At 65.4% G+C, this 22,265-nt stretch carries 23 protein-coding genes and 2 pseudogenes; 12 read left to right on the forward strand and 13 right to left on the reverse strand.

What is annotated here, in order from left to right; all coding sequences use genetic code 11:
• A pseudogene (locus IVB36_RS05460) lies at nt 1-520 on the forward strand (IS5/IS1182 family transposase); the annotation flags it as partial.
• Nucleotides 521-906: 386 nt separating this feature from the next.
• On the opposite strand, the gene IVB36_RS05465 reads toward IVB36_RS05460, so the two are convergent.
• The 3 genes from IVB36_RS05465 to IVB36_RS05475 form a co-directional block, all read right to left on the reverse strand.
• On the reverse strand, nt 907-1,185 hold the full coding sequence (locus IVB36_RS05465) for a DUF1488 family protein (protein WP_018452941.1): 279 nt from the start codon (nt 1,183-1,185) through the stop codon (nt 907-909).
• A gap of 196 nt (nt 1,186-1,381) precedes the next feature.
• On the reverse strand, nt 1,382-1,678 hold the full coding sequence (locus tag IVB36_RS05470; RefSeq protein WP_018452940.1) for a hypothetical protein: 297 nt from the start codon (nt 1,676-1,678) through the stop codon (nt 1,382-1,384).
• Between the two features lies 1 nt (nt 1,679).
• Entirely contained in the window at nt 1,680-1,937 is a 258-nt protein-coding gene (locus IVB36_RS05475) for a hypothetical protein (RefSeq protein WP_018452939.1), read from the reverse strand.
• A 360-nt stretch (nt 1,938-2,297) separates the two neighbouring features.
• On the opposite strand from IVB36_RS05475, the gene IVB36_RS40100 reads away from it, so the two are divergent.
• From IVB36_RS40100 to IVB36_RS05485, 3 genes are all read left to right on the forward strand, one after another.
• A complete protein-coding gene (locus IVB36_RS40100; RefSeq protein WP_007599247.1) occupies nt 2,298-2,429 on the forward strand; it encodes a hypothetical protein in 132 nt (43 codons plus the stop codon).
• 291 nt (nt 2,430-2,720) lie between these two features.
• On the forward strand, nt 2,721-4,058 hold the full coding sequence (locus IVB36_RS05480; RefSeq protein WP_018452938.1) for a DUF2235 domain-containing protein: 1,338 nt from the start codon (nt 2,721-2,723) through the stop codon (nt 4,056-4,058).
• 352 nt (nt 4,059-4,410) lie between these two features.
• Entirely contained in the window at nt 4,411-4,656 is a 246-nt protein-coding gene (locus tag IVB36_RS05485; protein WP_007599245.1) for a PilZ domain-containing protein, read from the forward strand.
• Nucleotides 4,657-4,899: 243 nt separating this feature from the next.
• Here the strand turns inward: IVB36_RS05485 and IVB36_RS05490 are convergent, their stop codons facing one another.
• The 5 genes and pseudogenes from IVB36_RS05490 to cobS form a co-directional block, all read right to left on the reverse strand.
• Nucleotides 4,900-5,310 carry a hypothetical protein gene (locus IVB36_RS05490; protein ID WP_026232425.1) on the reverse strand — a complete coding sequence of 137 codons (411 nt, stop codon included), beginning with the start codon at nt 5,308-5,310 and terminating at the stop codon, nt 4,900-4,902.
• A 282-nt stretch (nt 5,311-5,592) separates the two neighbouring features.
• Nucleotides 5,593-6,705: pseudogene (locus IVB36_RS05495) on the reverse strand (NADH:flavin oxidoreductase/NADH oxidase).
• A 119-nt stretch (nt 6,706-6,824) separates the two neighbouring features.
• Nucleotides 6,825-7,886: an esterase-like activity of phytase family protein gene (locus IVB36_RS05500; protein ID WP_018452935.1), complete on the reverse strand. Its 1,062-nt coding sequence runs from the start codon at nt 7,884-7,886 to the stop codon at nt 6,825-6,827.
• Nucleotides 7,883-9,787, reverse strand: a complete 1,905-nt coding sequence (gene cobT / locus IVB36_RS05505) for a cobaltochelatase subunit CobT (protein WP_018452934.1) — start codon at nt 9,785-9,787, stop codon at nt 7,883-7,885. The genes IVB36_RS05500 and cobT overlap by 4 nt, the downstream gene beginning before the upstream one ends.
• A gap of 163 nt (nt 9,788-9,950) precedes the next feature.
• A complete protein-coding gene (cobS, locus tag IVB36_RS05510; RefSeq protein ID WP_018452933.1) occupies nt 9,951-10,949 on the reverse strand; it encodes a cobaltochelatase subunit CobS in 999 nt (332 codons plus the stop codon).
• Between the two features lie 309 nt (nt 10,950-11,258).
• On the opposite strand from cobS, the gene IVB36_RS05515 reads away from it, so the two are divergent.
• From IVB36_RS05515 to IVB36_RS05525, 3 genes are all read left to right on the forward strand, one after another.
• The gene (locus IVB36_RS05515; RefSeq protein WP_018452932.1) at nt 11,259-11,918 is read left to right on the forward strand and encodes a DedA family protein; all 660 of its coding nucleotides are present in this window, start codon (nt 11,259-11,261) and stop codon (nt 11,916-11,918) included.
• Nucleotides 11,919-12,023: 105 nt separating this feature from the next.
• Nucleotides 12,024-12,236 (forward strand): antitoxin MazE-like protein, encoded by a 213-nt coding sequence (locus IVB36_RS05520; RefSeq protein WP_143273843.1) that lies wholly within the window; start codon nt 12,024-12,026, stop codon nt 12,234-12,236.
• The gene (locus IVB36_RS05525) at nt 12,217-12,552 is read left to right on the forward strand and encodes a type II toxin-antitoxin system PemK/MazF family toxin (protein WP_018452930.1); all 336 of its coding nucleotides are present in this window, start codon (nt 12,217-12,219) and stop codon (nt 12,550-12,552) included. The genes IVB36_RS05520 and IVB36_RS05525 overlap by 20 nt, the downstream gene beginning before the upstream one ends.
• Before the next feature lie 48 nt (nt 12,553-12,600).
• Here the strand turns inward: IVB36_RS05525 and IVB36_RS05530 are convergent, their stop codons facing one another.
• The gene (locus IVB36_RS05530) at nt 12,601-13,821 is read right to left on the reverse strand and encodes a citrate synthase family protein (RefSeq protein WP_085358851.1); all 1,221 of its coding nucleotides are present in this window, start codon (nt 13,819-13,821) and stop codon (nt 12,601-12,603) included.
• A 75-nt stretch (nt 13,822-13,896) separates the two neighbouring features.
• On the opposite strand from IVB36_RS05530, the gene IVB36_RS05535 reads away from it, so the two are divergent.
• On the forward strand, nt 13,897-14,991 hold the full coding sequence (locus tag IVB36_RS05535; protein WP_018452928.1) for a citrate synthase/methylcitrate synthase: 1,095 nt from the start codon (nt 13,897-13,899) through the stop codon (nt 14,989-14,991).
• 198 nt (nt 14,992-15,189) lie between these two features.
• Here the strand turns inward: IVB36_RS05535 and IVB36_RS05540 are convergent, their stop codons facing one another.
• Nucleotides 15,190-15,825 carry a DnaJ domain-containing protein gene (locus tag IVB36_RS05540; RefSeq protein WP_018452927.1) on the reverse strand — a complete coding sequence of 212 codons (636 nt, stop codon included), beginning with the start codon at nt 15,823-15,825 and terminating at the stop codon, nt 15,190-15,192.
• Between the two features lie 152 nt (nt 15,826-15,977).
• Here IVB36_RS05540 and IVB36_RS05545 point away from each other — a divergent pair, with 152 nt between their 5' ends.
• Nucleotides 15,978-16,253, forward strand: coding sequence for a BolA family protein (locus IVB36_RS05545; protein ID WP_026232423.1), 276 nt, complete (start codon nt 15,978-15,980; stop codon nt 16,251-16,253).
• 142 nt (nt 16,254-16,395) lie between these two features.
• Here IVB36_RS05545 and IVB36_RS05550 read toward each other — a convergent pair whose 3' ends face one another.
• From IVB36_RS05550 to IVB36_RS05560, 3 genes are all read right to left on the reverse strand, one after another.
• The gene (locus IVB36_RS05550; RefSeq protein ID WP_018452925.1) at nt 16,396-17,700 is read right to left on the reverse strand and encodes an HlyC/CorC family transporter; all 1,305 of its coding nucleotides are present in this window, start codon (nt 17,698-17,700) and stop codon (nt 16,396-16,398) included.
• 90 nt (nt 17,701-17,790) lie between these two features.
• Nucleotides 17,791-18,939, reverse strand: coding sequence for a 3-dehydroquinate synthase (gene aroB / locus IVB36_RS05555; RefSeq protein WP_247299191.1), 1,149 nt, complete (start codon nt 18,937-18,939; stop codon nt 17,791-17,793).
• Entirely contained in the window at nt 18,936-19,559 is a 624-nt protein-coding gene (locus IVB36_RS05560; RefSeq protein ID WP_018452923.1) for a shikimate kinase, read from the reverse strand. Before IVB36_RS05560 ends, aroB begins: the two co-directional genes overlap by 4 nt.
• Nucleotides 19,560-19,743: 184 nt before the next feature.
• Here IVB36_RS05560 and IVB36_RS05565 point away from each other — a divergent pair, with 184 nt between their 5' ends.
• The 3 genes from IVB36_RS05565 (at nt 19,744) to IVB36_RS05575 (ending at nt 22,134) form a co-directional block, all read left to right on the forward strand.
• A complete protein-coding gene (locus IVB36_RS05565) occupies nt 19,744-19,890 on the forward strand; it encodes a hypothetical protein (RefSeq protein ID WP_035669499.1) in 147 nt (48 codons plus the stop codon).
• 16 nt (nt 19,891-19,906) lie between these two features.
• Complete coding sequence (gene xerD, locus IVB36_RS05570) at nt 19,907-20,890, forward strand: site-specific tyrosine recombinase XerD (RefSeq protein ID WP_018452921.1); 984 nt, start codon at nt 19,907-19,909, stop codon at nt 20,888-20,890.
• 281 nt (nt 20,891-21,171) lie between these two features.
• Nucleotides 21,172-22,134 (forward strand): acetyl-CoA carboxylase carboxyltransferase subunit alpha, encoded by a 963-nt coding sequence (locus IVB36_RS05575; protein WP_007599220.1) that lies wholly within the window; start codon nt 21,172-21,174, stop codon nt 22,132-22,134.
• The last annotated feature ends 131 nt before the right edge of the window (nt 22,135-22,265 follow it).

The following is a 22,265-nucleotide window of genomic DNA, read 5'->3' on the forward strand; positions in this document are numbered from 1 at the left end:
CAAAGGCAAGGCCTCAGCCCCTTACGAGTTCGGCGTGAAGGCCTCCATCGTCACCAACAATCGCCGAGCTCCCGGTGGCCTGTTCGTACTGCATGCCAGGTCGCTGCCCGATAATCCCTACGACGGTCATACCCTGCGGGACGTCATCGACCGCACCGAGGCGCTCACCGGCTGTCCGATCGAGCGGGCCTATGTCGACAAGGGATATCGCGGCCACGACACGCAAAATCCCCGTCGCGTCTTCATTTCGGGCCAGAAGCGCGGCGTGTTCGGCGCCATCAAGCGCGAGCTCCGGCGCCGCTCCGCCATCGAGCCCATCATCGGACATCTGAAGGCCGAAGGTCACCTTGGCCGCTGCTATCTCAAAGGCCGCGCCGGCGACGCCGCCAACGTCGTGCTCTCAGCAGTCGGCCACAACTTCCGCCGTATCCTCGCCTGGCTCAGAGAACTCTTGTGCCTCTTCCTGATCCAGCTATCGCATACGCTTGCCTGTCCGCTCCCGCTCAATTCGGCTTCTTAACGGACGACGAACTAGAGGATCTACTGCCAAACCACTTTTTTGATCTCTTAGTTCAGGACCATCCGAGCGCAGTGATCCGAGCAGACAAAGTGGCCGACAAGGTTCATTGGGAGCTCACGCGAGATGGAAAAGCCCTACTCCGAAAAATGATACGGCAGTTTGGAACACACGCTGACCTCAGCGCGACAATTGCAGTCTTGAAGGCTTTCCATTTCTACTGCTCTATCGCTAAGCGGCAGTAGGCCCGAACAAACTATATTGTGTTTAGACCAATCCAACTCACCGATCTCATTTCTCCAAAATGAAGTTCCTTCATATTCGTCCAGACAGCCACGCGACGGAACCGACGGCCCGGCTCCGCCATACTTCTAGCCCACGCCGTTCCCCTACCCCCGAAAATCAATGCTCCGCAGCACGATCCCCGGCGGCGTGCCTTCGAACTCCGTCGCCTGATATTTGCGTCCGGTGCAGGCTTCGATGCGTTCGCGCAGGCGCGTGAACTGCTCTTCGCGCTCGCTGGGCCGGGCGCGCGGGCCGCGCTCGAGGTCGTCCATGGCGGAGGTCGAGATCGCGCAGGCGATCTCCTTCGCGCCGTCCTGCATCGAGAACTGGACGATGCCGCGGTCCTGGTCGTGGGCGATGAAGCGGCTGCTGGTGAGCGTCATGGGGTACTCCTTTTGCGTCCGCGTCGTGCCGGACTTGCGCAATTGCGCACTGGGGGCGGCGCCGGTCAGCGTTATCGAAGCAGGCTGTGGCACGAGGGTGCACAAAAACTGACTTCGGTGGTTATGGGTCCCGGCTCCGTGCGCAATTGCGCACTCGGCCAGGACGACGCCGGTGTTTGCGCGCGTTGCCTCGCCTTCAGCCGTCGCCGTTGAGCCTTGCGAAATCGTCGAACAGGGCGGCCACCAGCGCGCGGTGGCGGGTGTCCTCGGTGGGCAGGCTCGCGGCATAGAGGTTGAGCAGATGGCGGGCCTTCACGGCGGCCTCCGGCCAGGACGTGGCAGGCACCGACATCATGCGGTTTTCAAGCTCGGCCTCGCGCTCGCGCAGCTCCCTGACCTGGGCCTCGACATCGGCCAGCGCGCGGCGCAGATCGGTTGCCTTCTGGGCGGCCATGCCGCGGTGGCTGTCGAGATCGACCGGGATGTCAGTCATGTCAGGCACTCGCGTCGATACGTTGGGCATCCGCCAGGTCGACCGAGCCGATCGACAGCATCTCCGTCGCACCGCGCACGCCTTCGGAGGGCACCGTGATCATGGTGGCGACGCGGCGATAGGATGCGAAGGACAGGCCCTCGATCATCTCCTCGTCGGTGACGACCTCATAGGCGCCGGCCGGCAACTGGCGCTCGAGGCCGCGGATGTGGAATGGATGCTTGAAGGTGATGGTTTCTCGCCGCGAGCGGATGGTCATGCGCGCCTGCCTTTCGCAAAGAAGGGGCCCCAACCGACACCAGCTGGTCACGACCATGCGCTTGTTACCCGGCAATAGCCAGCATTATGTCAGCGTGGGCCGGGACTTACGGCGCAAGCGCGGTGCTCGTGCGCGGCGTTTTAGTCCTCGCAATCGGCAGGACGCGGGCGTACGCTCGACCACGTCAGCGCAGCTCACGCAATTGCCGCGCGTCGATGTTGCGCTGCATCTTTCGCGCCTCGTGTGCGCAGCGGCGATCTTCATTGGTTCGGGCGGGTGCATCTCACAGCCCCGCCCAGCGACCATTGCAGCGCCGATCTCGCACGCGGACGAACTCGAAACCCAGGAGGAGACGACGTCATGGCCAAGGGACAGCAACGCAGCAACCGCGAGACCAAGAAGCCGAAAAAGGACAAGATCAAGACCAGCGCCGCAGCGCCAAGCCGCAAGGACGCGGCCTGGCAGCCGGAGATCGGCCAGAAGAAGAAGTAGCCGGCGGGCGCCTTCCCTTCTCCCCTTGCGGGAGAAGGTGGCATAGGCGGCCTTCGGCCGCCGTTCTTGAAAACGCCGATGCTTCGCATCGGCTATGGCGCCGGATGAGGGGTCTGTCTCCGGGAGTTCTGACGCGAGAGATTCGCACGCGGAGAGAGACCCCTCACCCGTCTCGCCGCTTCGCGGCGATCCACCCTCTCCCGCAAGGGGAGAGGAGAAGAAGCGTCATCTCCCTCTCCCCGCCCTTTTCCGCTATACTCGCCCGGGTAGCATCAGCGGGAGGGGCATCCTGTGGATCACGAGCGCAACGCCGAGCACACATCCGAGCCGAAGAACCTTGTCATCTGCTGTGACGGCACCGGCAACGAGATTTCCGAAAACATCTCCAACGTCCTGAAGCTCTATCGCTGCCTGCGCAAGACCGACAAGACGCGGCCGCGGCAGATGGTGTTCTACGATCCCGGGGTCGGCACGGTGACGGAGCCGTCGACGTGGCACCGCTGGAAAGCCAACGTCAATCTGGTGCTGGGGCTCGCCACTGGCTACGGGCTCGATGACAACACGCTGTCGGCCTATTGCTTCCTGGTCGAGCATTACGCGCCGGGCGACAGGATCTACCTGTTCGGTTTTTCGCGCGGTGCCTACACGGTTCGCGTGCTGGCGGGGCTGATCCACAAGATCGGCCTGATCTCGCCGGAGCAGGCCAACCTCGCAGGCAGTGGCCTCGTCGCCTACAAGCAATATTCCGGCACCGGGCGCGGCAACGATGTCAGCGACCTCATCGATGAGGGTTTTGACGACAGCGGGCCGCTGCCGAAAAACAAGTTCGATCTCGCCGCGCAGTTCGCACGCATCACCTCGTCGCGCTGGCCGACCATCCACTTCATCGGCGTCTGGGACACGGTGGCGAGCGTGATCGTGCCGCGCGCCGACCGGGGCTATTTGCCGAGCTTCGAGGAGCTCGCCTTCACGCTGCGCAATCCCAGCGTCAACATCTTCCGCCAGGCGATCGCCATCGACGAGCGGCGCTGCATGTTCCGCCTCAAGCAGTATGAGGAGCCGCAGGAGTACTGGCGCAACCGCTTCGTGCCCGACGACAAGAAGGAGCCGCAGGACATTTTGCAGGTGTGGTTCGCCGGCGTGCATTGCGACGTCGGTGGCGGCTATCCGGAAGTCGAGAGCGGCGAGTCCAAATATCCGCTGCTCTGGATGATCGAGGAGGCGACCAAGGCGGGGCTGAACTTCAACCCGCGCACGGTGAACCAGCTCGCCTGGGGCATCCAGCGCAAGAACTCGCCGTTCCAATACGTGCCGCCGGCTTACACCGGCAAGACCGGCGAGCTGCATGATTCGATGACGGCGCCCTGGCGCGTGCTGGAATATCTGCCGAAGAGCGCCAAGTACCGGGAATGGCCGGCGCGGAAGGTGTTTCTCGGGTTCTACATCCCCGATTGCGAACCGCGCCTGATCCCCGAAGGCGCGCATGTGCATGAGAGCGTGTTGAAGCGGATGGCGGTGGAGCCGGACTATCGGCCGGTGAATTTGCCGAAGGAGTATGTGACGGTGCCGATGCCGCTGCCGCCGGGTGTGGGCATGGTGGCGGAGTCGGGGGAGATCGTGGTGGGGTGAGGGCCTTCCCTTCTCCCCCTGTGGGAGAAGGTGGCATAGGCGGTCTTCGGCCGCCGTTCTTGAAAACGCCGATGCTTCGCATCGGCTATGGCGCCGGATGAGGGGTTGTCGCCGCGAACGCGAAAGCTTCGTATGCCGTGCGAGACCCCTCACCCGTCTCGCCACTTCGTGGCGATCCACCCTCTCCCACAAGGGGAGAGGGGGAAGCCTTCCCACCCCGCTACCGCCGCTTTCTCCATTCGCCGATACTTTTCATTAAAATTCTCCGCCCCGCCTTAGCCGGATCGAATCAACTCCTGGGCATCATCTCCTGACCACCCGCGCCATCCGCGGAAATTGGAGGAGAGTGCCAATGCATCCGCGACGACATGCCCGCGTCAAACCCGCGGGCCTGGTGTCCCGCCAGGCCAAGATCATCACCGACCCGCGCGCGCCGGTGATCCCCTGCACGCTGATCGACTATTCGCCCGGAGGTGCCTGCGTCGATCTCGGCGGCCAGGTGAAGATTCCCGATCGCTTCGAGCTGCTGCATGTGAACACGAAAAAACGCTGCCGCGTGGCGTGGAAGCGCGGCACGAAGGTGGGAGTGGTGTTTTGACTCCTTCCAGCTGCTGAACAAGGCCGCGCTCCACACTCCGCTCGGCTCCCTCCCCCCTTGTGGGGGAGGGTTGGGGAGAGGGGTGGCCCAGCAAAAGGTGTTAGTTACGTGCGAAGCGATGGCAACAGAGTGTCGCTTCATTCGACAGAGCACGCCGTGTGGCTACCCCTCTCCCTAGCCCTCCCCCACAAGGGGGAGGGAACGCAGTGTACTTGCGGCGCGATCTCTCCCAACACAACAAATTCACGGTTTCCGCATCCGCGCCTTTGCGCCCGCGACGATCTGCATCGCGACGCCGGCGATCCAGCCGAACAAGGCGAACCAGCTCCAGGCGATGTGCGGATCGAGGCGGAGCACGATGATGGCGACGGAGGCGAGCGCGGTGAGCGTGGCGCAGAGCGTGCCGGCGGCGCTCAACAGTTCCGCGGCGTCGATGTCGCCGTGGGCCTCGTCGAACGGCAATTGCGGCGTGTCGATGCCGAGATAGAAGCCGACGAAGCCCAGCACCATCATCAGCAGCAGGAACCCCTCGGTGGTGAGCGCGGGGATCGCCGATCCCACATAAGCGCCGACAAACAGCCCGCACGCCGCGCCCGCCATCGCAAGGCCCACGCGCTCGATGACGTGGGCAGCTTTTCGAACACGAAATCGCATGGCGGGCCTCCGCGAGGCGTTGGACGCACGCGAGGTTAGGCCAGATTTGGGTGGGGTGGAAGCTGAGAGGGTTTACGGATGCGTGAGGCGGAACGGCACGGGACCAAAAGGTACGCGGAGCAACGACCTTGGCGTGTGTCGCATGGCTGCCTCCCCATCCTCATGGCGAGCGCAGCGAAGCAATCCAGGATCTTTCCGCGGACACAGCCTGGATTGCTTCGTCGCAAGGGCTCCTCGCAATGACGAGTTTGCGGCGCGGTCCTCGCGCCAGACTCGCCTCTCTCACCGCGCCCCGAACGTGGTCTTGCCGAACAGCGCCTTCTGGGTCGAGGGCTGCGAGCGCCAGTATTGCGGCGGGGCTTCGACCTCGCCGCCGAGTTCGGCTGCGGCGTGCCAGGCCCAGCGCGGGTCGTAGAGCAAGCCGCGGGCGAGCGCGACCATGTCGGCCTTGCCGGATGCGACGATCTCTTCGGCCTGCTTCGGCTCGGTGATCAGGCCGACGGCGATGGTGGGCAAACCGGTCTCGCGCTTGATGGCCTCTGCAAACTGCACCTGATAGCCGGGGCCGAGTGCGATCTTCTGCAGCGGCGAGACGCCGCCGGAGGAGGCATCGATCCAGTCGACGCCGCGCGCCTTCAGCGCGTTTGCGAATGCGATGGTCTGCGCCAGGTCCCAGCCGCCCTCGACCCAGTCGGTCGACGACACCCGCATGCCGACCGGCTTGTCGTGCGGGAATACGGCGCGGACCGCGTCGTAGACCTCCAGCGGGAAGCGCATGCGGTTCTCGAGCGAGCCGCCATATTCGTCGGTGCGCCTGTTCGAGATCGGCGACAGGAATTGATGCAGGAGATAGCCGTGCGCGCCGTGCAGCTCGACCGCGTCAATGCCGATGCGATCGGCGCGCTTGGCGGCATCGACGAAGGCCTCGCGGATGCGCTTGAGGCCGGCGGCATCGAGCGCCAGCGGCGCGGCCTCGCCCTCCTTGTGCGGCAGCGCCGACGGCGCCACGGTCTGCCAGCCGCCCGCGTCCTGCGGAATCAGCTGGCCGCCGTCCCAGGGCCGCGCGCTGCTGGCTTTGCGGCCGGCATGCGCGAGCTGCATTGCGACGGCGGTCGAGGAATGTTTCCGCACCGAGGTGAGGATCTGCTTCAGCGCGGCCTCGGCGGCATCGCTGTAGAGCCCGAGGCAGCCCGGCGTGATGCGGCCGATCGCCTCGACATGGGTCGCCTCGATGCAGAACATCGCGGCGCCGGACAGGCTGAGATTGTTGATGTGGGTGAAGTGCCAGTCGGTGGGGACGCCGTCCTCGGCCGATTATTGGCACATCGGCGACACCACGATGCGGTTCTTCAAAGTCAGGCCGCGCAGCTTGATCGGGGAAAACAGGGCGCTCATGCGGGGGAGTTCCGGGATGGGGGGCAGGGAGATGGAGAGAGTGTAGTGGGCGATGCGCCGATTGCCAGCCGCGCGGGGGGCATGGCGGCTCGCGGGGGATGCATTGCGGCCGCGCCGCCCTACTCCACCAGCGCGAACTGCAGCAGCAGGGTGCGCTGGAGCATCGAGAAATTGTCGTCCGACACCAATGTCAGCACGGTCTCGCCGTCAGCCGTGACGTGGGCGTCGATGCCTTCCATGTTGTCGATCTCGTGGCCGAGATCGGCCTTGAACAGCACGGGGCCGTCGACCAATGCGCCCGGCGCGATCGATTTCAGGGGGATCGCGCGGATGCGGATATCGACGCCGGTGAACCAGGAGAATTTGCGTTCGAGGATCAGGAGATCGCCCGAGGGCAGCAGCACCGCGTCGCTGATGAGCTGCTGGTCGGTGCGGCGAATGCTGAACTGGCCGGGTGTGGGGCCGCCGAGCAAAAATCCGATCAGATTGCCGTCGGCATCGAAGCCGCCCTCCGACAGCGCGATCAAGGTGCCCGCGAGCGGCTGCCCCTTTGGAACGAACACCAGCGCCTCGAGCCCCTTGTTGTAGGGCAGTTTGCGCACCGCCGGCGGGGTCGGCAGCACCTCGCCGCGCGCGCGTGTGCCGCCCTTCGCAAAATCGAACCGCATGATCTGGTTGACGCGCTCGAGCCCGACATAGACGAGGTCGCCGTCACGCGCGAGCGACTCGGTGTCGTACCACAGCCGCTTCTCCGTGATCGGCCGCCCCTCCGCATTGAGCACCGGCGCGGCCTCGACGTCGCCGAGGCCGGTCATGATCCGCCCGGAATAACGGATGCGACCGGTGAACCAGGTGCCCTGGTCGGAGATCGCGAGGAAGCGCTCGCCTTTGCTGTCGAGAAAGCGGAAGCCGGACAGGCCGCCGAAGCCGCGATGCGGCGAGGTCAGCACCAGGCCGCCGCGATAGTCCAGCGAACCGAACCGCGTGCGCGCGCGGTCGCGCGGCTCGAAATTCGGGATCGGCCGCGCGTTGACCTCGATGCCAACGGGCGCGGCGACGGCGTGCTCGATCAGCGCCGGCTTCGGCGCCGGCTGTGCCTGCGCCAGGCGAGACAGTGCGAGAGTGGAAAATCCCGCCGCCGCGTGGCCGATAAAGCTGCGGCGGGACCGATGGTTGCTCACGAATGCAGTTTGCGTCGCGGGCGGTTGGCCGGCTGCGTGGGCGCGGTGTTGGTCTCGCTGAACAGTTCGGCGAGTTTTTCGGTGATGGCGCCGCCGAGCTCTTCGGCGTCCACGATCGTCACCGCGCGGCGATAATAGCGCGTCACGTCATGGCCGATGCCGATCGCGATCAGCTCGACCGGCGAGCGGGTCTCGATCTCCTCGATGATGTGGCGCAGGTGCCGCTCGAGATAGTTGCCGGGATTGACCGACAGCGTGGAATCGTCGACCGGCGCGCCGTCCGAGATCATCATCAGGATCTTGCGCTGTTCGGGCCGGCCGAGCAGGCGCTTGTGCGCCCAGTCGAGCGCCTCGCCGTCGATGTTCTCCTTCAACAGCCCTTCGCGCATCATCAGGCCGAGGTTTTTCCGCGCACGACGCCAGGGGGCGTCCGCCGACTTGTAGATGATGTGGCGGAGATCGTTGAGGCGGCCGGGGCTGGCCGGCTTGCCGGCGGCAAGCCACGCCTCGCGCGATTGCCCGCCCTTCCAGGCGCGCGTGGTGAAGCCGAGAATCTCGACCTTGACGCCGCAACGCTCCAGCGTGCGGGCGAGGATGTCGGCGCAAGTCGCCGCGACCGTGATCGGCCGCCCGCGCATCGAGCCGGAATTGTCGAGCAGCAGCGTCACCACGGTATCGCGGAACGTCGCCTCCTTCTCGTGCATGAAGGACAGCGGGTGATAGGGATCGGTCACCACGCGCGACAGCCGCGCGGGGTCGAGAATGCCCTCTTCGAGATCGAATTCCCAGGCGCGGTTCTGCTGCGCCATCAAGCGCCTCTGCAGCCGGTTGGCGAGACGGGCGACGATGCCCTGCAGATGCGCGAGCTGCTTGTCGAGATAGGCGCGCAGCCGCTCCAGCTCGTCATGGTCGCAGAGGTCTTCGGCGGCGATGACCTCGTCGAACTTCGGCGCGAAGGCGTGATATTCCGGCCCGCGCGGCTCGTTCTTGCCGTGCGAATTCGGCCGCGTCGCCTCGCCCGGCGTCTCGTCGTCGCCGAGCTCGCCGTCGTCGAAGGTGTCGGAGGTCGAGGCCTGCGCGCTTTCCATCGCGCTCTCGCTCATCTCCTCGCTCGACGCCTGGGCCTGATCGGCGCTCATCTCCTGCGCGGCGTCGGAATCGGGCGAACCCTCGGCGCCGGACTGATCGTTGTCGCCGTCCTGGTTCTCGTCGTTCTCGTCATTGTCTTCGCTGTCGGCGCTGCGCTCGTCGCCGATCTCGAGCGCCGTCAGCAGATCATGCACGGCATCGCCGAACCTGGTCTGGTCCTCGACCACGGTATCGAGCCGGTCGAGCCGCCTGCCGATCTTGTCTTCGAGAATAGGGCGCCAGAGATCGACCATCTTCTTGGCGGCCGTCGGCGGCGCCATGCCGGTCAGGCGCTCGCGCACCAGCATTGCCAGCGCGTCGGCGAGCGGCGCGTCGGCGCGATCGGTGATCTCGTCGAACTTGCCGCGATGGAAATGGTCGTCGAGCATCGCGGTGAGGTTTTTCGCAACGCCCGCCATGCGCCGCGCGCCGATCGCCTCGACACGGGCCTGCTCCACCGCCTCGAACACGCCGCGCGCCTGCGGATTGCCCGGCATCAGCTTGCGATGCACCTTCGGATCGTGACAGGCGAGCTTGAGCGCGATGGAATCGGCGTGGCCGCGCACGATGGCGGCATCACGCCTGGTCATCTTTCGCGCGGGCTCGGGCAGCCGCGCCTTGCCCGGCGCGAGCCCGGGACGCTCGGCGGCGAAGCTGACGTCGAGCTCGGGCGCCTTGGCGATCGCCTTCAGGCAGGAGGCCACCGAGCGCTTGAACGGCTCGGTCGGGGCTTCCTTGGTGTTGCGGAATTTGGAGTTGGAGGTGGTGCTCATCTCGCCCTTACCCGTCGTCCCCGCGAAGGCCGGGACCCATAACCGCCGGCAATCATTGCGTCAGGAGAAATTAGCAGCGTCGCTTCACAGAGAGACCTCGCGGTATGGGTCCCGGCCCCCGTGCGCAATTGCGCACTCGGCCGGGACGACACACCGAGAGCGATCAGCTGAGCGCCACGTTCACCGACGATTCCGGCAGCTCCGCGTTGAAGCAGCGCTGGTAGAACTCGGCGACGAGGGGACGTTCGAGCTCGTCGCATTTGTTGAGGAAGGTGACCCGGAACGCAAAGCCGATGTCGCTGAAGATGTCGGCGTTCTCCGCCCAGGTGATCACCGTGCGCGGGCTCATCACCGTCGACAGATCGCCATTGGCGAAGGCGTTGCGGGTGAGGTCGGCGAGGCGAACCATCTTGTTGACGATGTCGCGGCCCTCCGTGGTGCGATAGTGCTTGGCCTTGGCCAGCACGATCTCCACTTCCTCGTCATGGCTGAGATAGTTCAACGTGGTGACGATCGACCAGCGGTCCATCTGACCCTGGTTGATCTGCTGGGTGCCGTGATAGAGGCCCGAGGTGTCGCCGAGGCCGACGGTGTTGGCGGTCGAGAACATGCGGAATGCCGGATGCGGCTTGATCACCTTGTTCTGGTCGAGCAGCGTCAGCCGGCCGGAGACTTCCAGCACGCGCTGGATCACGAACATCACGTCCGGGCGGCCGGCGTCGTATTCGTCGAACACCAGCGCGACGTTATGCTGGAGCGCCCAGGGCAGGATGCCGTCGCGGAATTCGGTGACCTGCTTGCCGTCGCGGACCACGATCGAGTCCTTGCCGACGAGGTCGATACGGCTGATGTGGCTGTCGAGGTTGACGCGCACGCAGGGCCAGTTCAGTCGCGCAGCGACCTGCTCGATATGGGTGGATTTGCCGGTGCCGTGATAGCCCGTGACCATGACGCGGCGGTTGTGGGCGAAGCCGGCGAGAATGGCGAGCGTGGTGGCGCGGTCGAAGCGGTAATCGGAATCGACTTCGGGGACGTGAGGATCGACTTCGGAATAGGCGGGGACTTCGAGATCGCTGTCGATCCCGAACACCTGGCGCACCGACACCTTCATGTCGGGCAAACCGGAAACTTCCTCAACTTTGGACATCGCGGCGGTCGTCATCAATCCTCCGAGGTCCCGGGCGATCCCGAGACCAGTTATTGCACGTTGGCTGCGGCTGGGTGCTGTTGCGAACCTATCAGAGACAACGGGCGGGCAGAAGCCCGCCCCCCGATCAAAGTTCCGTTGTCTTTTCATTTAGATAGGCAAGGAACGCGATTTTTGGAAGGCTGCCCTGCGAATCACGCCTGAATTTCGTGCCGAAGGCACCGTCCTGCCGACGCGGGTGGCACTTTTACCGCCGCTCATTACTTATGTAGGGTCTGAATATAGGGTCCGAACCCCAAGGCCCAATCCCACCGCAGAGACGATGTGACGTCCTTTCTCGATCCCCTCATTTCATTCGTCTCGGCCCATGCGTGGCTGGCCTATCTGACCCTGTTTCTGGCGGCCCTGCTCGAGGCGGTTCCGGTGGTGGGGTCGGTCATCCCCGGCTCGACGATCATCCTGGCGCTGAGCGCCCTGGTCCCGGGCGGCGAGCTCAAGCTGCAATGGGTGTTGCTGGCGGCGGCGCTCGGCGCAGTGCTCGGCGATGGTTCGGCCTACTGGATCGGACACCGGCAACAACGGGAGATCCTCAACACCTGGCCGCTGACCAATTATCCGCGTGTGGTCGAACAGAGCGAGAATTTCTTCCACCGCTTCGGCACCTGGGCGGTGTTCTTCGCCCGCTTCGTGCCGCCGATCCGTGCCTTCGTCCCGGTCACGGCGGGCGCGCTCGGCATGCCCCCGGCCCGCTTCTACGCCATCAACATCCCGGCGATCCTGGTCTGGGCGCCGGCGCATGTGCTGCCGGGCGTTTTGGCGGTGTCGGCCCTGCACGAATATGCCGGGCTGCCGCACCATGGGCATCCGTATAAGCATATGTGGATTTTGACCGTGGTCGGCGTGGCAATCGTCGTAGGCCTGGCGGTTTGGATCTATCGCCGCCGGAACGGCGGCGGCGTGGCGGTGGCGAAGCCGCGAGGGTGATAGCGTCGAGCGGCGCACTGCGGTTTGGGGACTTCGCAACGTGGCGGCCCTTGCCTCCAAGCCGTAACGCGTTACATTGTAACGCGTTACATGGGATCGTTTCCAATGACTGCACCCGCTGAAAGAATGAAAATGATGCGCCAGCGGAGGCGGCTGCGGGGCTTGCGCGAACTGCGCCTCGTCGTAGCTGATGCTCGCTCGCGGTCAGTTCGACGACGGGTGGCGAAGCAAGTTGCCAGCCTCGACCCCGATCGCGAGCGCAACGCGCTGCAGTGGATCGAGTCGGTCTCCGAGTTTGATGCAGATGCAACGCGGTGACGTCGTGACCGTCGCTGCAACGGGCGACTATGGCAAACCCCGCCCGGCGGTCATCGTGCAGAGCGACGCTTTCCCTGAAACTCATGCCTCCGTCGTGATCTGCCAGTTGACTTCCGAACTGGCGCACGCCCCGGATTTTCGGGTGACTATCGAGCCAACCCGCGAAAATGGATTACGACTGAGATCGCAGGCGATGGCCGACAAGCCGATCACCGTGAGACGCGAACGGATCGGACAGAAGATCGGGCGCCTCGGCAGCCAGGATATGGCGCGGATTGGGATTGCTTTGGCGTTCGTGTTAGGGCTTGCGGATTGATCAGGTACCCGAGCACGGGCTTCCGCCAGGACGACCGCAGCAGCGATCCTAGCTAGCAGCGCCTCCCCTCCGCCCCGGTGCCGGCCCGACATACCTCGCCCGGGGCCTGATCAGCTTGCCGAACTGCAACTGCTCGCTCGCATGTGCGATCCAGCCGACGCTGCGGGCCATCGCGAACAGGGCGAGCTCGCTGCCGCCAGGCAGGCGCAGCGCGTGCACGAGCACCGCGAGCGCGTAGTCGATATTGACGAGTTCGCCGGTCGCCTCCGCGATCCGCTCGGGCACCTCCTTGGTGAATTTGCGCGGTGCGCCTGCGCGAGAGAGCGCGTTGAGCAGCGATTGCGCGCGCCGATCGCCCCGCTTGTAGACGCCGTGACCGAAGCCGGCAAAGCGTTCGCCGAGCGCGACACGCTCCCGGACCATTGGCTCGACGTCACGATCGACCAGTGCCTTGACGAGCTGCGAGGCGAGCACGCCGGCACCGCCGTGCTTCGGTCCCTTCAGCGCGGCGAGGCCGGCGATGACGGAATCATAAAGATTAAGACCGGTCGAGGCTGCGCAACGCGCGGTGAAGGTGGACGCGTTCAACTCATGCTCGGCGAGCAGAACCAGCGCGCGGCGTATGAGATCGGCCGCGTGCTTGTTGTCGGGAGCCCAGGCACTGGCGATCTGCTGGTGCAGCGGCTCGGCGGACGGCTCCGTATTGAGCATGGTCGCGACCAGGAGCCGGACGATGCGCGCACCGACCATCGCACGTCCATCATGCGCGCGGGTGAAGGCGCGGGGATCGGCGCTCGATGCGAGCGCCAGCACGGCAATGGCGCGATCGATCGGCGCGGCGCGCCGCGCGGCCTGCGCGATCAGGCGCATCTCATCGGACACCGCGGGAAAATTGTCCGGCGCAAAGGGATCGACGCCGGAGACGTCCCACAGAAGCGTCGCCGTGTGCTCCAGCGTGTCGTTCTCCGCGAGATCGACGCAATTGACGCCGCGATAGATCGCGCCCTCCTCGGTGATGGTGGAGATCTCCGTGTCCATGACCGGCAGATCGGCATCGAAGCTGCGCAGGCCGCGCGGCTCCGGCGACGGCACCCGACGCTCCTTCAGCGCCCGGACGTCCTCGGCGCGATAGCGGTTCTTGCGCGAGTCGGGCGTCGGCTCGGAGCGGACCAGGCCGCGGCTGACATAGGCGTAGAGCGTGGCCGGCGAGATCGCGAGCTCGGCGGCGGCTTCCCGGGCGGAGAGGTAGAGACCTTCCGAATTTTTCATATTGATTAATGTAATCAAGATTGATCAATCTGTCGAGAGGCCTGATCTTTGGCTGGTGCAAAGGAGATTTGGGCCATGAACATCCACCTCACCAAGAGCCAGATCGGGCTGGACGGCGTTCCCGCGGCCGAAACCGTGCTGAGCCATGTCGACGGCGAGCGCGGCGAGTTGATCATCGCCGGCGAGCATGTTGGCCGACTGGCGAGCCAGTCGAGCTTTGAGGGCGTCACCGCCCGGCTCTGGAACGGCGCCAGCACGACCACGCTGAGCGAAGCCGATGTGCGCGCGAGCCTGGGCGCCGCACGCGAGCGCGCCTTCGCGCGGCTGGATGAGCTGCTGCCGGCAACGCGCGGCATGGGCATCATCGACGGATTTCGCGCGGCGGTCGCGGGAGTTCGCGCCGAGCACGGGCTCGCCCATGAGGCGACGATCGTCGGCGCATTCCCGGTGATTGCGGGCGCGCTCGTCCGCCGGGCTAGGGGTCTCGATCCCGTGGCGCCCGATCCGAACGTGAGCCAGGCTGCCGATACGCTTCGCATGCTGCACGGGCGCGCGCCCGAACCACGCGAGGTCAGGGCGCTGGACGCCTATCTCGTGACCGCCAGCGACCACGGCATGAACGCCTCGACCTTCACCGCGCGCGTGGTGGCCTCAACGCACGCAGATCTGTTTGCCGCCGTCACCGCCGGCTATTGCGCGCTGACGGGTCCGCTGCATGGCGGCGCGCCGGAGCCGGTGCTGGAAATGCTCGACGCGATCGGCTCGCGCGAGCGCATCCAGCCCTGGGTGGACGCGGCACTCGCCCGCGGCGAGCGAATGATGGGCTTCGGCCACCGCGTCTATCGCGTGCGCGATCCCCGCGCCGACGTGCTCAAGACCGCGATCGAGGCGCTGGCCTCGGACGGCGCCGACCTGCCGTTTGCCGGCGAGGTCGAGGCCTATATCCGCGCAGCCTTGCGCAAGAAGAATCCGGACCGGCCGCTGGAGACCAATGTGGAGTTCTTCACCGCGATCCTGCTCGATGCGCTGGCGATTCCGAGGCAGGCCTTCACGCCGATCTTCGCCGTGGCGCGCGCAGCCGGCTGGACGGCGCATGCGCGGGAGCAGCAGCGGACCGGGCGGCTGATCCGGCCGAGCTCGTCATATGTGGGCGCGATGCCGAAGGCGTAGGGAATGCGTAGCCCGGAGCGCGTGCTTCCCCTCTCCCCTTGCGGGAGAGGGTGGCTCGCCGCAAAGCGGCGAGACGGGTGAGGGGTTGTCTCGACACCCTCATATCTTGCAGTTGAATTCGCCGAGAGAAACCCCTCATCCGGCGCTTCGCGCCACCTTCTCCCGCAAGGGGAGAAGGGAAGAAAGCGCGCGCGAAGCCTACGCCTCGCGCACCACGGTCTTCAGATAATTATACGCCTTGATGATTTCGATCAGGCGATCCTCGGTGGAGCGGTCGCCACCGTTGGCATCGGGGTGGTGCTGCTTCACCAGCGCCTTGTACTTGGACTTGACGTCGGCGAGCGTGGACTCGGGGGCGAGGCCCATCACCTGAAGCGCCTTGCGCTCGGCGTTCATGATCTTGCGCGTCTCGGCCTTGGGCGCGGCCTGCGGGCCGGCGCGCCAGCCGGTGCGGCCGTTCAGCTCCTGGAACATGCTGAACGGATCGAAGGCGCCGTCGATCTCGGCCTCGGCGCCCTTCTTGACGCCGCCATTGGCGCCCATCTTCCAGGTCGGACGATGACCGGTCAGCGCATCTTTCTGATAGCGCGCGACAGCGTCGGCATTCATGCCGGAGAAAAAATTGTAGTTCTGGTTGTACTCGCGCACGTGGTTCAGGCAGAAGTGCCAGTACTCACGCTGATTGTCGCGACCCTTGGGCGCACGATGCGCGCCCTTGTTCTGACACCCGGTCCATTCGCAATTGACCACGGCGTCGCGCGGCTTCACCTCCGGCTGCTTGCCTTTCGGCTTGATCCGGATGGAGTCGAAGAACTTTGATGAATCGATCGGCATGGCTGACTTTGACTACGCAATGCAAAAACCTTCAAGTCTTGACATTGCAATTAGCTGAAAAGCATAGCCGAAACTATGCTGAGGCGTCCTTGAACGGCCGCTAGAGGCGGCCTATCCAATACGGAGAGCGATCTCGCACCGTAATGACCCAGATGGCCATCAGAGACACTATCAGCAACAAGTTGCAGGAAGCTTTCACGCCGGAAAGCCTGCAAGTCGTCGACGAGTCACATTTGCATGAGGGCCACGCCGGCCATCGGCCGAGCGGCGAGACGCACTTTCGGGTTTATATTGTGTCTTCCGCCTTCAAAGGGAAGAGCCGGGTCGATCGCCACCGCATGATAAATTCGGCGCTGGCCGCGGAACTCTCCGGCAGCGTGCACGCGCTGGCGATCCACGCGCAAGCGCCGGGAGAAGGCGGCAGCTAGCTCGCCGATGCGGCTGTCATGCCCGCAAAGGCGGGCATCCAGTACTCCGAGGCGGCGCGGCTAGAATCGAGCCGCTGCGGCTTACTGGATCGTCCGCCCCAGTGCGCAAGCGCGCACAAGGCGGACGATGACAGCTACCGCTTCAAAACGACGTCCCCGCCCGCCGCCGCTTGGCTTCCTCCATTTCCGTCTCGCGCGGCACCGGTGAAATACGGAGCGCGGTGATGCGGTTGCGTTCGCGGCGGAGGACGCGGAAGCGGAAGCCGTGAAAGGTGAAACTCTGGCCGCGGTCGGGGATCGAGCGCGCCTCGTGAATGACGAGGCCGGCGACCGTCGTTGCCTCTTCGTCGGGCAGGTGCCAGTCCATGGCGCGGTTGAGATCGCGGATCGGGACCGAGCCGTCGACGACGACCGAGCCGTCCGGCTGGGCGCGCACGCCCGCGACCACGACGTCATGCTCGTCGGAGATGTCGCCGACGATCTCTTCCAGAATGTCTTCCAGCGTCACGAGGCCTTCAACTTCGCCGTACTCGTCGACGACCAGGGCGAAATGAGTCTTGCGGCGGCGGAACGCCTTGAGCTGCTCGGAGACGGGCCGCATTTCCGGCACGAACCAGGGCGGCAGCGCGATGGTCGAGACGTCGATGCGCGAGGTGTCGCCGTCGGACGCGCGGATCGCGCGCAGCAGATCCTTGGCGTGGAGCACGCCGATGATGTTTTCCGGTTTCTCGCGCCACAGCGGGATGCGGGTGTATTCGGCCGCCAGCACCTCGCGCACCAGATCCTCCGGCGGCAGGTCGGCGTTGATCATCGTCATCTCGGTGCGATGGATCATGACGTCGGAGACCTGGAGCTCGCGCAGATCGAGCAGCCCGCCGAGCATGTCGCGGTCGTGCTTCTCAAACTTGCCTTCATGATGCAGCAGGTCGACCGCGCCGCGGAGGCGCTCGGTCGGCGACAGGATCGCCTGGTGCTCGCCGGCAAGGCCAAACAGGCGCATCAACAGCCGCACGATGACTTCCACGATCCGCAGCAGCGGCCCCAGCACGTACATCGTCAGCCGCATCGGGCGCGCGACCGCGAGCGCCATACGGTCGGGCGCGTTGATCGCGATGGTCTTGGGCAGCACCTCGGCGAAGATCACGACCAGTGCGGTCATCAAGCCGGTGGCATAGAGCACGCCGACGTCGCCGAACCAGGCCGTGAAAATGCTGGTGGCCAGGGCGGATGCACTGATATTGGCGATGTTGTTGCCGAGCAGCAGGGCGCCGATCAGGCGCTCGCGCATGTCGAGCAGCTGCGAAACCACGTCGGCGTCGCGATTACCCTGCTTGGAGAGCCGCAGCATGCTGGCGCGCGAGGCGCCCGTCAGTGCGGTCTCGCTCGCGGCGAAGAAGCCGGAGACCAGCAGGCAGAGAATGACGATGGTGAATCCGAGCCAATCCATGAACCACTCTGGTTTCTTGTTTTGACGCGTTACTTACGCGAACCGGTACCCACTTCGCGCGAAAACGCTGTAGCGCCGTTCAGCCTCGCGTCATGCCTTTTGCGCGAGCTTGTCCTTCAGGAAGTCGCGCACCGGAGCCGGCTCGACGTTCTTCACGGCGACGGCCCGCCCCACGGCCTCCAGCAGGATGAAGGTGAGCCTGCCGCGCTCGACCTTCTTGTCCTGCGCCATCAGCGTCATCAGCGCGTCGGCATCGGCAAGCCCCTCCTGCGCGAAGCCCGCGATGTCCTGCAAGCGCGTCGGCAAGCCGGCGTCAATGAGGTGACGCTCGACTCGCATCGCATCGGCTTCGCCGATCATGCCGAGCTTCGCCGAAAACTGCGCCGCCAGCGTCATGCCGATCGAAACGCCCTCGCCGTGAAACAGGCGGTCGGAGAAGCCGGTCGCGGCTTCTAGTGCATGGCCGAACGTGTGGCCGAGATTGAGCAGCGCACGCTCGCCGGTCTCGCGCTCGTCGCGCGAGACGACGCCGGCCTTGGCGCGGCAGGAGGTCGCGATCGCATGCTCGCGCGCCGAACCGCCTTTGGAGATGTCGGAATGGTTGTTCTCGAGCCAGGCGAAGAAGGCCTCGTCGCCGAGCACGCCGTATTTGGCGACCTCGGCATAGCCGGCGCGAAACTGCCGCGGCGACAACGTGTCGAGCACGGCGGTGTCGGCGATCACAAGCACCGGCTGGTGGAAGGCGCCGAGCAGATTCTTGCCCTGCGGCGAGTTGATGCCGGTCTTGCCGCCGACGGAGGAATCGACCTGCGCCAGCAGCGAGGTCGGCACCTGCACGAAGTCGACGCCGCGACGCAGGATCGCCGCCGCAAAGCCGGCGAGATCGCCGACCACGCCGCCGCCGAGCGCGATGACGAGATCGTTGCGCTCGATCTTGGCGGCGATCAGGGCTTCGCTGACCTTTTCGAGCCCGGCATAGGTCTTGGAGATCTCGCCTTCCTCGACGACGATGCGCGATGTCGGAACGCCGCTGGCTGCGAGGGACGCCTCGGCGGGTTCGAGCCAGTATTTCGCGACGGTGCGATCCGTCACGATCGCGGTGCGCACGCCGGGGCGCAGGCGCGCGACGCGTTCGCCGAGCGAGGCCAGCACGCCGCGGCCGATGACGATGTCATAGGCGCGATTCCCCAGCGCGACCTCGACATTGACGGGATCTGAATGTTTCAAAGGCGCGGTCATCGTGCGGCACTCGCGACGTCGGCTGGTGGCGGGGACGCCCGTTCGCCGCAAAGATGCGCGCGCAGCGTCTCGATGGTCTCCTCAACGATCTTGTCGTGCGGCACGTCGCGCGAGGCGATGGTGAGGTCGGCATGGCCGTAGACCGGCTCGCGCTCGGTGAGCAGGCGCGTCACGGTTCCTTCGGGATCGGCGGTCTGGAGCAGCGGACGGTCGGCGCGCCGGCGCACACGGCGCATGATGACGTCATGATCGGCCTTGAGCCAGATCGAGATCGCCTTCGCGGCGATGCGGGCCCGCGTCTCCTCGCGCATGAAGGCGCCGCCGCCGGTCGCCAGCACGATGGGACCGCCGTCAAGCAGACGCGCGATCACGCGGGCCTCGCCGTCGCGGAAATGCGGCTCGCCATGACGCTCGAAGATTTCCGGTATGGTCATGCCGGCCGCCGCCTCGATCTCGGTGTCGGCATCGACGAAGGGCAGCTTGAGCCGGAGAGCCATGCGGCGGCCGATGGTGGATTTGCCCACCCCCATCATGCCGACGAGCACGATCGAGCGCGTCCCCAGCGCCGACAGGATGTCGGCCTCGGGCGAGGCTTGGATCGGCAACGCGGCGTCGGGCATTTGTCTCGCTCGAATGGGTCTCGCTCGATCTGCCGCCAATGGCGGCATCCTTTGGCCACCTATACGACCCCGCAGGGGCCCTCGCCAGAGGACTCTTGCCACGAAACGGCGAACGTGTTGGATGATTTCATTGGTTAATTTGCCCGCCAAGCCCCTGACCGAGACCCTCTCCGAGATCCTGCCGATGCCCAGCCTGTTCCGCTTCCTGACGGTCGTCGCCGTGATCGCCGGCATCGTCTATGGCGTGGTCTTCGCGCTGGCGAACTTCGTCAATCCCAAGCCGCGGGAAATGACGGTGACGATCCCGCCGGATAAGTTTCTCAAGAAATAGCAGCTAGGCTGCGGGCATGCGTGCCAGATCTTCCGATAACAAGTCCTCAGACACAAAACTCACCGGCCTGTTCCTCGACATGCTCGCGGCGGAACAGGGCGCCGGCCCCAATACGCTCGACGCCTATCGCCGCGACCTCACCGACTTCTCCGAGTTTCTCGGCCGCGTCGGCCATGCATTCGCGGACGCGGAAACACAGACGCTGCGCGACTATCTCGCCGATCTCGACACGCGCGGCTTCAAGTCCACCAGCGTCGCGCGACGGCTATCGGCGATGCGGCATCTCTATCGCTTCCTCCTGAACGAACGCATCAGAACCGACGATCCCGCGGCGATCCTGTCCGGGCCGAAGCGTGGCCGCGGCCTGCCGAAGGTGCTGTCGATTGCCGATGTCGACCGCATGCTCCGCCGCGCCAAGGAATTGAGCGAGGCGGAGGATGCTTCGCTCTCGAAACGGCTGCGCGCCCTGAGACTCTATTGTCTGCTCGAGGTGCTCTACGCCACCGGCCTGCGCGTCTCCGAACTGGTGGCGCTGCCACGTACGGCCGCGAAGCGCGACGCCCGCATGATCGTGGTGCGCGGCAAGGGCAACAAGGAACGGCTGGTGCCGCTCAACGAGGCCTCGCGCCAGGCGATGGCCGATTATCTCGCGGCGACGGAGGCGGCCAAGGACAACAACAAGACCGACAAGAAGAACCGCGTGGCGGCCTCCAAATGGTTGTTCCCCTCGTTCGGCGAGAGCGGGCATCTGACGCGGCAGCATTTTGCCCGCGACTTGAAGGAGCTCGCGGTCGCTTCGGGCCTGCAGGCCCGGCTGGTCTCCCCCCACGTGCTGCGCCACGCCTTCGCCAGCCACCTGCTGCACAACGGGGCCGATTTGCGCATCGTGCAGACGCTGCTCGGCCACACCGACATCTCGACGACCCAGATCTACACCCACGTGGTCGAGGAGCGGCTGAAGAGCCTGGTCCGCGACCTGCACCCGCTGGCGGAGAAATAGTTGCTGCCGTAGCTGCAGTAGCCCGGATGAGCGAAGCGACATCCGGGATTGACGATCGGGCGACCTGCCCCGGATATCGCTTCGCTCATCCGGGCTACGGTACTGGAACGATGAAACCGCCTTGACTTCGGCCACATCTCCGCAGAAAGAGCCGGGGCCTCACGATGATTTGGCCTGCGCTCGTTGCGAGCACACAAGCCAACTCATTGACGAACCTACACTTCTTTCCGCGACATCGAATCCGCTTCGCCGCCTCGCCCCGTCCTCCCTATATTGAGTTGATGCCAGACCAGATGCGCAGCTATCTCGATTTCGAAAAGCCCGTCGCCGAGCTCGATTCCAAGCTCGATGAATTGCGGACGCTTGCGGCCTCCGGCAGCGACATCGCCGAGGAGATCGGGCGGATCGAGGACAAGGCGGCGCAGGCGATGGCCGACCTCTATCTGAACCTGACGCCGTGGCAGAAAACGCTGGTCGCGCGGCATCCGCAGCGGCCGCATTTCAACGACTTCATCAAGGGCCTGATCACCGAGTTCACCCCGCTCGCCGGCGATCGCAAGTTCGGCGAGGACGAGGCGCTGGTGGCCGGCTTCGGCCGCTTCCGCGGCGAGGCCATCTGCGTGATGGGCCAGGAAAAGGGCGATTCCACCGAGAGCCGCATCAAGCATAATTTCGGCATGGCGCGGCCCGAGGGCTATCGCAAATGCGTGCGGCTGATGGAGATGGCGGAGCGGTTCGGCCTGCCGGTGCTGTCGCTCGCCGATTCCGCCGGCGCCTATCCCGGCATCGGCGCGGAAGAGCGCGGCCAGGCCGAGGCGATCGCGCGTTCGACTGATGCCTGCATGGCGCTGACCGTGCCGAACGTCGCCATCATCACCGGCGAGGGCATGTCGGGCGGCGCCATCGCCATCACCACCGCCAACAAGGTCCTGATGCTGGAGCACGCGATCTACAGCGTGATCTCGCCCGAGGCGGCGTCCTCGATCCTCTGGCGCGACGGCTCCAAGGCGCAGGAAGCCGCCAACAACATGAAGATCACGGCCCAGGACATGCTCCGCTTCGGCGTGATCGACAGCATCCTGAAGGAGCCGGTCGGCGGCGCCCATCGCGACCCCGCCGCCATGATCGCCACCACGGGCGACGCCATTGCCAAGGCCTTTGACGAACTCCGGGGTCTGGACGGGGACGCCATCCGCAAGCATCGGCGGCAGAAATTCCTCGATATTGGCCGGAAACTGGGCTGATTCGGGCGGGCTTTGGGGCCCGTTGGACGCGTCCCCCTCCGCCGTCGTCCTGGCTTTCGCCGAGACGACGCTGAATTTGAGGCCGGCCAAACCGTCCCGGAGGCCCCCGATAACCCCGCGTTAACCCTTTT

It is taken from the genome of Bradyrhizobium sp. 35 (assembly GCF_023073215.1).
Lineage (GTDB): Bacteria > Pseudomonadota > Alphaproteobacteria > Rhizobiales > Xanthobacteraceae > Bradyrhizobium > Bradyrhizobium canariense_D.

Excerpts from the sequence above, each read along its gene's own strand:
- IVB36_RS05465 (WP_018452941.1), bottom strand. The coding sequence starts at position 1,185 with ATGACGCTCACCAGCAGCCGCTTCATCGCCCACGACCAGGACCGCGGC.
- IVB36_RS05470 (WP_018452940.1), bottom strand. The coding sequence starts at position 1,678 with ATGACTGACATCCCGGTCGATCTCGACAGCCACCGCGGCATGGCCGCC.
- IVB36_RS05475 (WP_018452939.1), bottom strand. The coding sequence starts at position 1,937 with ATGACCATCCGCTCGCGGCGAGAAACCATCACCTTCAAGCATCCATTC.
- IVB36_RS40100 (WP_007599247.1), top strand. The coding sequence starts at position 2,298 with ATGGCCAAGGGACAGCAACGCAGCAACCGCGAGACCAAGAAGCCGAAA.
- IVB36_RS05485 (WP_007599245.1), top strand. The coding sequence starts at position 4,411 with ATGCATCCGCGACGACATGCCCGCGTCAAACCCGCGGGCCTGGTGTCC.
- IVB36_RS05490 (WP_026232425.1), bottom strand. The coding sequence starts at position 5,310 with ATGCGATTTCGTGTTCGAAAAGCTGCCCACGTCATCGAGCGCGTGGGC.
- cobT (WP_018452934.1), bottom strand. The coding sequence starts at position 9,787 with ATGAGCACCACCTCCAACTCCAAATTCCGCAACACCAAGGAAGCCCCG.
- cobS (WP_018452933.1), bottom strand. The coding sequence starts at position 10,949 with ATGACGACCGCCGCGATGTCCAAAGTTGAGGAAGTTTCCGGTTTGCCC.
- IVB36_RS05520 (WP_143273843.1), top strand. The coding sequence starts at position 12,024 with ATGACTGCACCCGCTGAAAGAATGAAAATGATGCGCCAGCGGAGGCGG.
- IVB36_RS05525 (WP_018452930.1), top strand. The coding sequence starts at position 12,217 with ATGCAGATGCAACGCGGTGACGTCGTGACCGTCGCTGCAACGGGCGAC.
- IVB36_RS05530 (WP_085358851.1), bottom strand. The coding sequence starts at position 13,821 with ATGAAAAATTCGGAAGGTCTCTACCTCTCCGCCCGGGAAGCCGCCGCC.
- IVB36_RS05535 (WP_018452928.1), top strand. The coding sequence starts at position 13,897 with ATGAACATCCACCTCACCAAGAGCCAGATCGGGCTGGACGGCGTTCCC.
- IVB36_RS05540 (WP_018452927.1), bottom strand. The coding sequence starts at position 15,825 with ATGCCGATCGATTCATCAAAGTTCTTCGACTCCATCCGGATCAAGCCG.
- IVB36_RS05545 (WP_026232423.1), top strand. The coding sequence starts at position 15,978 with ATGGCCATCAGAGACACTATCAGCAACAAGTTGCAGGAAGCTTTCACG.
- IVB36_RS05550 (WP_018452925.1), bottom strand. The coding sequence starts at position 17,700 with ATGGATTGGCTCGGATTCACCATCGTCATTCTCTGCCTGCTGGTCTCC.
- aroB (WP_247299191.1), bottom strand. The coding sequence starts at position 18,939 with ATGACCGCGCCTTTGAAACATTCAGATCCCGTCAATGTCGAGGTCGCG.
- IVB36_RS05560 (WP_018452923.1), bottom strand. The coding sequence starts at position 19,559 with ATGCCCGACGCCGCGTTGCCGATCCAAGCCTCGCCCGAGGCCGACATC.
- IVB36_RS05565 (WP_035669499.1), top strand. The coding sequence starts at position 19,744 with ATGCCCAGCCTGTTCCGCTTCCTGACGGTCGTCGCCGTGATCGCCGGC.
- xerD (WP_018452921.1), top strand. The coding sequence starts at position 19,907 with ATGCGTGCCAGATCTTCCGATAACAAGTCCTCAGACACAAAACTCACC.
- IVB36_RS05575 (WP_007599220.1), top strand. The coding sequence starts at position 21,172 with ATGCCAGACCAGATGCGCAGCTATCTCGATTTCGAAAAGCCCGTCGCC.